6 protein-coding genes are annotated in these 8,623 nt (G+C 42.4%); 5 read left to right on the top strand and 1 reads right to left on the bottom strand.

What is annotated here, in order from left to right; genetic code table 11:
- Nucleotides 1-1,385 (bottom strand): alpha-amylase (locus AC1DVB_RS01745; RefSeq protein ID WP_477587897.1); only part of this gene is annotated, 1,385 nt, incomplete at its 3' end.
- Between the two features lie 676 nt (nucleotides 1,386-2,061).
- On the opposite strand from AC1DVB_RS01745, the gene AC1DVB_RS01740 reads away from it, so the two are divergent.
- The 5 genes from AC1DVB_RS01740 to AC1DVB_RS01720 are packed head-to-tail and all read left to right on the top strand — an operon-like array spanning nucleotide 2,062 to nucleotide 8,612.
- On the top strand, nucleotides 2,062-3,414 hold the full coding sequence (locus AC1DVB_RS01740; RefSeq protein WP_057278261.1) for an aspartate aminotransferase family protein: 1,353 nt from the start codon (nucleotides 2,062-2,064) through the stop codon (nucleotides 3,412-3,414).
- 7 nt (nucleotides 3,415-3,421) lie between these two features.
- A complete protein-coding gene (locus tag AC1DVB_RS01735) occupies nucleotides 3,422-4,930 on the top strand; it encodes a pyridoxal phosphate-dependent decarboxylase family protein (protein ID WP_235568375.1) in 1,509 nt (502 codons plus the stop codon).
- A 2-nt stretch (nucleotides 4,931-4,932) separates the two neighbouring features.
- Nucleotides 4,933-6,735, top strand: a complete 1,803-nt coding sequence (locus AC1DVB_RS01730; protein ID WP_477587895.1) for an IucA/IucC family protein — start codon at nucleotides 4,933-4,935, stop codon at nucleotides 6,733-6,735.
- Nucleotides 6,725-7,309 (top strand): GNAT family N-acetyltransferase, encoded by a 585-nt coding sequence (locus AC1DVB_RS01725; RefSeq protein ID WP_223255865.1) that lies wholly within the window; start codon nucleotides 6,725-6,727, stop codon nucleotides 7,307-7,309. The genes AC1DVB_RS01730 and AC1DVB_RS01725 overlap by 11 nt, the downstream gene beginning before the upstream one ends.
- The gene (locus AC1DVB_RS01720; RefSeq protein ID WP_239859886.1) at nucleotides 7,284-8,612 is read left to right on the top strand and encodes a lysine N(6)-hydroxylase/L-ornithine N(5)-oxygenase family protein; all 1,329 of its coding nucleotides are present in this window, start codon (nucleotides 7,284-7,286) and stop codon (nucleotides 8,610-8,612) included. The genes AC1DVB_RS01725 and AC1DVB_RS01720 overlap by 26 nt, the downstream gene beginning before the upstream one ends.
- Nucleotides 8,613-8,623: the final 11 nt, after the last annotated feature.

Here is an 8,623-nt window from a genome sequence, read left to right as displayed (position 1 = left end):
GTGATGTGGTCATCTCTATGATAGGTTAAATCACTCCATATTTCACCAGCCCGATGTTCGCCGACGAACATCCTTTTTTCACTGTTGTGATCTCCATTAGAGATAATGACCGCACACCCCGAGCCTTCTAGCTCTTCAACTCCGTGCCGGACCCAGCCTATCGTATTTGGATCATCAAAGTAATCGGTCTGTTCTCCGTAAGCTTTTTCATACCTAGCGAATAATAGGCGATCCAGGATATCCTTTTTCCCAGGCACCGGAGAAGGTCCGCCGATTCCATAATAGTCTCCGTAAAATACACACGGATAACCGCAAAGTCTAAGCAAGGTAAGTGCATATGCCGATGGCTTGAACCAGTCCTTTACCCAAGATTCCAGTGATTCATGAGGCTGGGAGTCATGGTTATCGACAAAAGTGACAGCCTCTGCTGGATTGGTTTGGACGAGGGTATCATCAAAGATGGTTGAGAGGTCGAAGTCTGTTCCTGCGTTTGAGGCCTCATGAAATTTATAATGCAGGGAAACATCGAACAAGTTGAGGTCATGATTGGTTTGCTCTAAGTAAGTTTGACAGGCTTTAACATCCGCCTTCCAAAATTCGCCGACCATGAAAAAATGTTCCTTTGTATAAGGAATGAGTTCTTGGAGAAATTCGTTGATGAATTCATAATCGATATGTTTAACGGCGTCCAAACGAAAACCATCACACTTTAACGTATCAACCATCCATTTTCCCCAGCTAATCATTTCCTGACGAACTTCCGGCAGGCTGTAATCGATGTTGGCAAACATTAAATAATCGTAGTTTCCGAATTCATCGATGACATGCTTATTCCAGTGCTTATTTTCGCCTGTGATTCGAAATACACCCATTTTGTCGTTTTCGGCATCATAGTCTGTACCGTTAAAATGAGTATGGTTCCACTTAAAGTCAGAGTATTTATTTTTACGGCCCGGGAAATCGAATTTTGTCCAGCCTTCCATTTCGAATGGTTCTGAGATATCTTCCATCCGGTTGTCTGGATTGACTTCAATCACTTCAAATTTTTCGGTTCCATCAGCTCCTGCTTTATGGTTCATGACTAAATCGATATAAACGCAAAGTCCGTAGTTATGGCAAGTGGCTATTGCTTGCAGCAATTCATCTTTGGTCCCGTATTTGGTACGAACGGTTCCTTTTTGGTCAAATTCCCCCAAATCGTAACCGTCATATATTCCATATCCATTATCCCCAACGGATTGCCCTTTGGTAACTGGTGGAAGCCAAACGCAGTCAATTCCTATATCCTTCAACTTGGAGGCTGCGTATTTCAATCTTTCCCAATGAGAACCATCTGCCTCAAGATGCCACTCAAAAAATTGCATCATCGTATGATTTCTTTTCATCCGTTTCCCCCCTGACACCGACCTGATTATTAAAAAAGTGAAACTAATGCAATCGGATAAAGTAATAATGGAATTCTTTACCCACTAAAATCAAATGATAAACAAGTGAACAACCCTCTTGATTGAGGTTCATCTACCTCTCTATTTTACTATTTTATACCAAATAAGGGTATTTTATATTGATTAGCAGTTAAAAATTAATCAAATGTGGAGGAATAACCCGAAAAAGGCTATACGCCAATTCAAAAAGAGGCATCCCGAATTTTGGGATACCTTAATTTTTTGTAAGTCTATTATCCTATTCTACCTCTTCGTTTAAAGAAGTGGGCGAAAGCCATTGCACCAATTAATACGAGTAGGAGCACGGAAGATAGAATGATTGTATCTTTGGAGGAGCTGCTTTCCTTTTAAACCATTCATTGTTCTTCCTCCTTTTCCATGATTTTTGACTGCGTTCAGCTTATAAACAGAGTCTTAATAAAGCATTAAGAACATTTTTGTATTCAATAGATAAATAGAGAATAGGCCCCAGTTTTAACCTTTTCTTAATTTTATTGGAATTTACTAGCAGAAAAATGAGTGGATTTACTCATTGAGAATAATTATCATTATCAGTAAAATTAGTTCCATGATAATGATAATTATTCTCAATTAATTCAATACATGGAGGTTCAATATGGTAACGAACACGCTCACAAAAAATGATCAACTACTGGAACAACAAAATACAAGGGAATCAAATGCCCGATCATATCCTAGAAGATTACCCATGGCGATCGATCATGCGGAGGGAATTTACTTAACAGACATGGATGGAAAACGATATATTGATTTTCTTGCCGGGGCTGGAACATTAGCGCTTGGACACAATCATCCGGCAGTGCTTGAAGCGATGGAAAAAATTCTTAAGGATAAGCGTCCTTTGCATACATTGGACTTTACGACGCCAATTAAAGAGCAGTTCGTCGATGAAATTTTCGAATGCCTGCCTGAGGAATTCAGGAAAAATGCAAAAATTCAATTCTGTGGTCCTACTGGCGGAGATGCCATTGAGGCAGCACTTAAACTGGTTAAAACAGCGACAGGCAATAGAAGTATTTTATCCTTCCAAGGAGCTTACCACGGGGCAACGCATGCAACCATGTCAATCAGCGGCAATACAAAACCAAAGGAAAAAATACAAGGGTTAATGCCAGATGTTCAATTCCTGCCGTATCCCTATCAATATCGCTGTCCCTTTGGAATGGGCGGAGAAGAAAGCCATAAAATCAGCAGCCAGTATATCGAAAATCTATTGAACGATCCCGAATCCGGATTATTGGCACCTGCAGGAATGATTTTAGAGGCAGTACAAGGTGAGGGAGGCTCCATTCCAGCTCCAATTCCATGGCTTAAGGAAATCAGGAGAATAACGAAAGAGAAGGGCATTCCGCTAATTATCGACGAAGTTCAATCAGGCATCGGCCGTACAGGGAAAATGTTTGCCTTTGAACATGCAGGAATCGTTCCGGATGTTCTTGTATTATCCAAAGCAATAGGCGGAAGTCTTCCATTATCGGTGGTGATTTATAACAAAGAGCTTGACCTATGGTCACCAGGTGCACATATCGGTACGTTCCGCGGAAATCAAATGGCGATGGCAGCAGGAACAGCGACTTTAAAATACATGAAAGAGACGAATCTTGTGGAGCATGCCGCTAAAATGGGAGAAATCTTAAAGGATATTCTTAAAGATTTGCAAAAGGATATTAAGCAAATCGGTGATGTCAGGGGCCGGGGATTAATGGTCGGTGTGGAAATGATCAATCATGAGGAACCGCAAAATGCGAATGGAAGCCATCCTGCTGATTCGCAACTTGCCAGTGCCATTCAACAGGAATGCTTTCAAAGAGGGTTGATTCTGGAAGTTGGCGGCAGACATGGAAGTGTAGTGAGGTTCCTGCCTCCATTGATCGTAACGGAATCCCAGCTTCGCGAAGCCACTGCAATTTTTGAACAAGCTGTTCGTGCAGCAGTTGCAAGAGGGTGAATGATCAATGATCGAAATGATAAATAAAACGGATTTTGCATATTCTCGGATGTTCTTGAATAACGAAGAAGGCTTCAACAACTACAGCGAATCATTGAAAATCATTGAAAAAAAGCTGACAGACTTTTTAAAAGGGAACGATTCACCATACTCTGGGAAAAAACCGTATGAAATCGAAGCAAGATTAAACGAGCTGTCCCTTGCTTCTCCAAAAGGGAAGACAATGGAAGCTGTAGCGGATGAGCTGGCGGAGTTTGTTATTAATGACAGCATCAATGTACACAGCCCCGCTTGTATCGGACATTTGCATTGCCCGACATTAATACCTGCCGTGGCTGCCGAAATGATTATCGGCACGTTGAATCAATCCATGGATTCATGGGACCAAAGCTCTGCTGCCACCTTCGTTGAAGAGCGTTTAATAGATTGGCTGTGCAGCCAGGTAGGGTTACCTGAACAAGCGGATGGGATTTTCACAAGCGGTGGAACCCAATCCAATTATATGGGACTGCTATTGGCGAGGGACGCTTATTGTAAGCGTTTCTGGGGTGTGGATGTTCAGCAGCAAGGTTTGCCAGTCGAGGCGAAAAAATTGCGGATCCTATGCTCCGAGGCTGCCCACTTTACGGTTCGTAAATCAGCGGCACAGTTGGGGCTTGGTGAACAGTCTGTAGTCACGATTAAAACGGATTCAAACCACCGTCTGTCCATGGATGAATTAAATCATCAAATGTCGATTTTAGAAGAACAGGGTTTGCTGCCATTTGCCATCGTTGCAACTTGCGGAACAACGGATTTTGGTTCAATCGATCCATTACATGAGTTGTCTGAAGCGGCAAGGAAGAATGGGATATGGCTGCATGTGGACGCCGCATATGGAGGCGCGATGATTTTAAGTAAGGATTACAAAGAGTTAATCAGCGGAATTGAACGGGCCGATTCGATTACGGTTGATTTTCACAAATTATTCTATCAACCCATCAGTTGTGGTGCTTTTCTTGTCTCTGACAGCAACTCATTCCAATATATCCAGCATCACGCAGATTACTTGAATCCACAGGAAGATGAAGCCGAGGGCATGGTTCACTTAGTCAATAAATCGGTTCAAACGACAAGAAGGTTCGACGCACTGAAGCTCTGGATGTCATTGAAGGTCGTTGGACTGGATACCTTTGCCGAAATGATCGACTATACTTGTCACCTTGCACGTGAGGTGGCTGCGAAGATCGATAAAGAGGAAGGATTCACAGTATTGAATAAAGACCCTGAATTGAATGCGGTTGTATTCCGTTATAATCCCGAAGGAGAAAGCGATCAATTAGTCAATCTATTAAATAAACAGATTCAGCAGGAACTTCTGAAAAGCGGACGGGCATTTTTAGCAAAAACGCGTTTTGAAGGACAGGTATATTTAAAAATGACACTATTGAACCCAATGACAAGGCTTGAACACATAGAGGGAATTTTAGATGAAATCCGAGTATTAGGTGAAATGTTCAAGATGATGGAGGAATGAAGATGAATGGTAAGCAAATAGCTGAAAGGGCGACGATGCAAAGCTTTCTGAATTGCTATTTCCGGGAAACCGGAAATTGCAGGTTAGAAGAAACGAAAAACTGGCCGAATTTGGAGGGGGCCATTCCGGATTCATTAATGGTCAGTGAGCTCACATCCCAAGATATTGCAATGCTTGTTCCGCTTAAATATTGGTCGGAAACGGGGCGTCATATTTTCAACTTCCCCATTTACTATCAAACGGCATCCAAGCAAGTACTTGAATTAGATTACGTGACAATGGTCTCAATCGTTTCTAAAGAATTATTGAATGAACAGGGCCGGACGGATAGTGAAGATGAATTGATGCTGCGTGTCATCCTTAGCAGCCAAAACATTCAACGGTATGTGGAAGCGAGGACGGAAGACGCTGATGCCCTACAAAGTCCTGATTTCACCTACATCGAAGCAGAGCAGTCACTTTTATTCGGGCACTTGTTCCATCCGACACCGAAAAGCAAGCAAGGCATTTTGGCAAAAGATGAATGGATCTATTCACCCGAATTAAAAGGGGAGTTCCAGCTGCACTACTTCCTGGCAGAAACTTCGATCGTCATCCAGGATTCCAGTGAAGTCCGATCGGCAAGCGAGATCATCAAACAGGAATTAGCCGGTGACTTGGAGATTTCCAGTGAATTTCGTGACACGTATTGCCAAAAGGAAAGCCGATACACCATTATCCCGGCACACCCGCTCCAGGCAAAAGTGCTTATCGAAAAAGAAGAGGTCAAGAAGCTAATCGAGCAAGGGACACTAGTTTATGCAGGGCCGCTTGGGAAAAAATTCACGGCCACTTCTTCATTTAGAACGGTATATAGTTCCACATCAAGATATATGTACAAATTTTCCGTTCCGGTTAAAATCACGAATTCTTTACGTGCAAATCTGCAAAAAGAATTAGATCGTGGTGTGGAAATCGCTAAATTAATAGATTCTAAAATGGGAGACGATCTAAAAGAACGGCACCCTTCCTTCCGTATCATCAAGGATCCGGCTTACTTAACGATCAAAACGACCGAGCAAGAATCGGGATTCGATGTTGATATCCGGGAAAATCCTTTTTATGAAAACGATAAACAAGCAAGCCTGATTGCCGGTTTATGTCAGGATAATGCTTATGGTGCACCATCAAGGCTTGGAGCGATCATCCGCAAATTATCAGCTGAAGAAGACCGCAGTACCGAAGAAGTAAGTAAGGATTGGTTCAAAACCTATCTGTCCATGACATTGAAACCGATGCTTTGGCTATTTGAAGAGTATGGAATCGTTTTGGAAGCCCATCAACAAAATTCCATCATTCAACTTCAAGATGGGTATCCAGCCGCTTTTTATTATCGTGATAATCAAGGGTATTACTATTGTGAGACCAAAGTGGACAGGCTGCAAAAGATCATGCCGGAACTAAGTGAAAAAAGCTTCACGATTTGTTCTGATGAAGTCGCTGAAGAAAGACTGCAATACTATTTCTTTTTTAATCACTTATTAGGCTTAATCAATAATTTTGGAACGGAAGGATTAGTATCGGAAAACAAACTGTTACAGCTCGTTCAGGAACAACTGGAAACATGCAGCAGGGATAGCGAAGATGAAGGGTTGAATCGAGTTGTTTCAAAGTTGCTTCATGCCCGGGAATTAACTTGTAAGGCTAATTTACTGACACGATTCCATGATATGGATGAGCTTGTTGGTTCACTTGAGACACAATCCGTTTATACCACGATTGATAATCCGTTCGCGCAGGGGGTTATGGCCGTCCATGAAAAATAGTTATGAAGAAATGCTCAAGGACTGCAATAAACAGCTTTCATTTGTCAAAGTTGAATTTGAGAGGGATTTGGATACACTGCATGAATGGATGCATGAAGATCATGTGATACCCTACTGGAATTTGAATTTCACAAAAGAAAAATTTGCTGTTCATTTAAAAAAGGCATTGGCTGATACACACCAAACACTTTATTTAGGCTGTCTGGACTCCATTCCCATGAGCTATTGGGAATCGTATTGGGTAAAAGGCGATATCATCGAAGATCATTATGAATCCGAAGAGGGAGATCAAGGCATTCATTTACTCATTGGTGATCCGGATTATCTAGGGAAAGGACTGGCTTTGCCGTTTTTACGGGCAATGGTGAAGTTCCAACTACTGACTTCAACCACAAACAAAGTGATGGCTGAACCGGATATCAGGAATGCAAAGATGATTCATTTATTTGAAAAATGCGGGTTTACCCCAATTAAAGAGATAGAACTCCCTGACAAAACAGCATTGCTTATGTCATGCACACGGGGGAATTTCGAGAGGAAGTGGAACTATGGAGAAGCAACAATCTATCTATGACCTGATAGGGATAGGGATTGGTCCATTTAACCTTGGACTTGCGGCACTTTTGGAGAAAACCCCGGAGTTGAATGCCGTCTTTTTTGAGAAAAAGGGGGAATTTAATTGGCATGAAGGGATGCTGCTGGAAGGGACAACGCTGCAAGTGCCGTTCTTTGCCGATCTGGTTAGCATGGCAGATGTGACAAGCCCATATAGCTATCTGAATTATTTACAGCAGCATGATCGGCTTTATCATTTCTACTTCCTTGAAAAATTCTTGATTCCACGAAAAGAATATAACGACTATTGCCGCTGGGCTGCCCATCAACTTGATAGCTGCCGTTTTGGCAAAGCGGTGGAGGCGGTTGAATATATAGGAGATCAAGGTGAACCCTGCTATCAAATCAGTGTAAGGGATGTACAAACACAAAAGATCGAAGTCTATTATAGCCGCCATGTAGTCATGGGAATTGGCAGTTCCCCGACTGTTCCATCTGCCTTTCAGCCCTATATGGGAGAGAGCATCCTGCATTCGGCCGATTATTTACGGAATAAAGAAAACATCTTAAAGAAAAAATCCGTAACGGTTGTCGGATCTGGACAGAGTGCAGCCGAGGTCTTTCTGGATTTGCTTAATGAGCAGGAGGAATATGGCTACCAGCTAAACTGGTATACAAGATCCAAGGGATTTTTCCCTATGGAATATTCAAAACTCGGATTGGAATACTTCACTCCGGATTACCTTGATTTCTTTTATCGGCTGCCGCAGGAAAAGAAGGATGAAATCCTGCCGAAACAGGATTTATTGTATAAAGGGATCAGCGCTACGACCATTGCAGCAATTTTTGACAAGATGTATGAGAAATCGATTGGAAATGCCGAACTTGCCATTGAACTTCGGGCCATGACGGAAGTTGCGGCAGTTACCCCCGCCGAAAATGGCTGGCAATTGAAATGCCGACAGTGGGTTGAAGATAGCGAATTTGATGTGGACACAGAGGCGATTGTTTTTGGGACGGGCTATAAATCAACCCTTCCGGCATTCCTTGAAACCATGGAGGACCATTTAGTCCGCGATGACTTGGGGCGTCTTGCAATAACGAAAGACTATAAGGTAGGAACGGCCATCTCTACACCGAATCACCTATTTATTCAAAATGGCGAGATACATACACATGGTGTGGGTGCTCCGGATCTAGGTCTGGGGGCATTCCGAAATTCGATTATCATCAATCAATTGGCAGGTAAAGAAGTTTATCCATCGAAGCCAAAGGGTGCATTTCAGTCATTCCGTGTAAAAACACCCGTCATGGCTTACTAAGAAAAGGGAAG

This window comes from Peribacillus sp. P4_D6, from assembly GCF_056401795.1.
Note: the sequence above shows the minus strand (reverse complement) of the source record. Positions and strands in the feature narration are given on the sequence as shown.

Bases quoted from the DNA above. Each gene is read 5' to 3' on its own strand.
- AC1DVB_RS01725 (WP_223255865.1), top strand. From the start codon at position 6,725: ATGAAAAATAGTTATGAAGAAATGCTCAAGGACTGCAATAAACAGCTT.
- AC1DVB_RS01730 (WP_477587895.1), top strand. From the start codon at position 4,933: ATGAATGGTAAGCAAATAGCTGAAAGGGCGACGATGCAAAGCTTTCTG.
- AC1DVB_RS01740 (WP_057278261.1), top strand. From the start codon at position 2,062: ATGGTAACGAACACGCTCACAAAAAATGATCAACTACTGGAACAACAA.
- AC1DVB_RS01720 (WP_239859886.1), top strand. From the start codon at position 7,284: ATGGAGAAGCAACAATCTATCTATGACCTGATAGGGATAGGGATTGGT.
- AC1DVB_RS01735 (WP_235568375.1), top strand. From the start codon at position 3,422: ATGATCGAAATGATAAATAAAACGGATTTTGCATATTCTCGGATGTTC.